Genomic DNA, 2,576 nt, shown 5'->3' with positions numbered 1-2,576 from the left:
GACGACGACCGCCGCTACATCGCACCGGCCTTCACCTGGCGCCCAAACGAGGACACCTCGCTGACCGTCCTGGCCAGCTATCAAGAAACGCGTACCGGTTTTGCACCACCGCTGGACTTTGACCTGATCGGGCGCCTGGAGCGGAACCGCGACGCCGGACGCGACAATCGTCAGTTGCTGCACTACGACGCCACCGGTCGCATCATTGCCAGCCAGGACAACCTGCAAGGTCAGCGCGAAACCTTCGCCTACGATGCCGCCGCCAACCTGCTCGACGGCCCACATCCCGGCGCGGGGCTGGTGGTGCATAACAAGCTGCTGACCTATCAGGACAAGCGCTATCGCTACGACGGCTTTGGTCGCATGATCGAAAAGCGCAGTGCCGTGCGTGGCGTGCAGTACTTCGCCTATGACGCCGAGCATCGCCTGATCGAAGTACGTAGCCATAAGGACGGTCGCGAAACGGTCGTGAAAATGACCTACGACCCGCTCGGCCGGCGCATCGCTAAAACCGAACATGACAGCAACGGTTATCCGTTGGGCGAAACCCGCTTTGATTGGGAGGGGTTGCGTCTGTTGCAGGAACACCGACATAGCCAGACCAGCCTCTATATCTATGAAGAGGACGCTTATGTACCGCTGGCTCGAGTCGACGGCTCGGGCGAGCATCAAAGTGTGCGCTATTACCACAACGACCTGAACGGGCTACCCGAACAGTTGACCGAAACCGATGGGCGAACAGTGTGGCAGGCCAGGTATCAGGTGTGGGGTAACACGACTGAAGAGGTGCGTGAGCCGTATTTTATTGAAGAGCAGAATCTGCGGTTTCAGGGGCAATATCTGGATCGGGAAATTGGGCTGCACTACAACACGTTTCGGTTTTATGATCCGGATGTGGGGCGGTTTACGACGCCGGATCCGATTGGGTTGATGGGCGGTTTCAACCTTTACCAGTACGGTCCAAATCCGGTTGGATGGCTTGATCCATGGGGCTGGGCAGGCAACCCGGCCAATGCCACCCACATCACCTATGTCGGGGTGAAAGACGGCAAGCCTTATGTAGGTTATGCCAGCAAGCCTGGACTGGGGCATTCCGCGCAAGCTGTGTTGGACTACCGCTATCCTAACAAGCAAATTTTTGACGTCGCGCCAGAGGCAGTATTCAAAGGAGATGGGCAAAAAGGAAAAGACATCGCTAGGGGCCTGGAACAAAGGATATATGAGGATAAGTTGAAGGAGGGGCCTGTCGCGAACAAGCAAAGGCCTGTTGGCCCCAATAACAAAAGGCGAGATATTTATCTCGCAGCCGCTGACAAACATAGAGGTGTCAAACCTCAAAAAACAAATATTAAATCCAAAGGTCCTGGAAGATGCTGAAGAAAATCACGTGGCAAGAAGGCAAGGTTCTCAGTTTAAAACTGAAAGATGACCTGTACACACTTGTCCAGATGCGTAAAGACTACTACCTCCAGTTTTTTGATTTGACAAGTGCTCAGAATACCTGGAGTGACGTGGATCTCAGAACAGTCGATACACTATTTTTTATTTTCACATCCACAAAGGCTTTAAAGGGCCTTGCCGTAAGCGAACTGTCATCGGATGACGTTTCCTTGGATGAGCGTCCTCCCGAAAGAAGAATGCTGAGAGCTATCATCGGCGGCAATTATGGTGCAGATCTTATCGAATTGACTGACACTTTTGAAACGATTGATGCGACAACACTAAAAAGCAACCTAACATTAGCCAATGATCTAGATACCATTTACAAATATGAACTATCAGGCATGATCGGCGACCCGGAAAAGCTGCGAAATCGCTTAATAAATTATTTTGACAACGGAATAAACTGGGACAAGTCCAAGGAATTTTTATTTAAAGGTATCTTTCCTCCATCCGCAAAAATCGGAAGTCAACGACCATGAGAAAAGAGGAGCTAGAAGACTACCAAAGATATCACCTTACTCTAGATGGCGAAGAAAGTCTTGTTGACAAGATAAGTCCAATACTCAAAAAACTTATCCAACGCTTACTGGACCTGCCCGAAAATAAATCTAAATCAAATATCTTAAACTGCTTCAAAAAATGCATGCTCAGCATCAATGATTTCGAAGATGAAATCGAAACTGTAGAGCGCGAGTCTATACTTGAAGCTTTTTATGACTTAGGGGAAATTGTGGGCCTTGATCCAGCATCGGAATTCGCTGAGGCATGGAGAGGTGATTGGTAATCGAGTAACGCAGGGATGCGTCCGACCGCATGGTGCAGCAGCAAGACCTCGACCAGAGTCGGTAATGCTGCATCTATGACGCGCTGGGGAAATTGCTGGAAGAGAAAAGCTCGGCGGGTATGCTGTAGCACCAGCACGACGAATTGGGAAACCTGATCCAGACCCAGTTGCCTGACGGTCGCTGGCTAAATCGCCTGTACTACGGCAGCGGCCACCTGCACCAGATCAACCTCGACGGCCACGTCATCAGCGACTTCGAACGCGACCGCCTGCACCGCGAAGTGCTGCGCACCCAAGGCCAACTCAGCACCCGCAGCGAATACGACCGCAGCGGCCGCCTGCGCGCACG

At 51.7% G+C, this 2,576-nt stretch carries 3 protein-coding genes and 1 pseudogene; all 4 read left to right on the top strand.

The annotated features are described in order from the left end of the window. The coding region (locus tag L9Z73_RS28955; RefSeq protein WP_247408261.1) for an RHS repeat-associated core domain-containing protein at nt 1-1,377 on the top strand (1,377 nt) is incomplete at its 5' end. Then, entirely contained in the window at nt 1,371-1,922 is a 552-nt protein-coding gene (locus tag L9Z73_RS28950) for a hypothetical protein (RefSeq protein ID WP_247408259.1), read from the top strand. The genes L9Z73_RS28955 and L9Z73_RS28950, both read left to right, overlap by 7 nt. Further along, nucleotides 1,919-2,227: a hypothetical protein gene (locus tag L9Z73_RS28945; RefSeq protein ID WP_247408257.1), complete on the top strand. Its 309-nt coding sequence runs from the start codon at nt 1,919-1,921 to the stop codon at nt 2,225-2,227. Before L9Z73_RS28950 ends, L9Z73_RS28945 begins: the two co-directional genes overlap by 4 nt. 74 nt (nt 2,228-2,301) lie before the next feature. Beyond that, nucleotides 2,302-2,576, top strand: a pseudogene (locus L9Z73_RS28940) (hypothetical protein); the annotation flags it as partial.

The sequence above is a fragment of the Pseudomonas emilianonis genome (assembly GCF_023072625.1).
Classification (GTDB): Bacteria; Pseudomonadota; Gammaproteobacteria; order Pseudomonadales; family Pseudomonadaceae; genus Aquipseudomonas; species Aquipseudomonas paraveronii.
The sequence above is the reverse complement of the archived record's forward strand: the minus strand, read 5'-3'. Positions and strand labels throughout refer to the sequence as shown.

Excerpts from the sequence above, each read along its gene's own strand:
- L9Z73_RS28950 (WP_247408259.1), top strand. The coding sequence starts at position 1,371 with ATGCTGAAGAAAATCACGTGGCAAGAAGGCAAGGTTCTCAGTTTAAAA.
- L9Z73_RS28945 (WP_247408257.1), top strand. The coding sequence starts at position 1,919 with ATGAGAAAAGAGGAGCTAGAAGACTACCAAAGATATCACCTTACTCTA.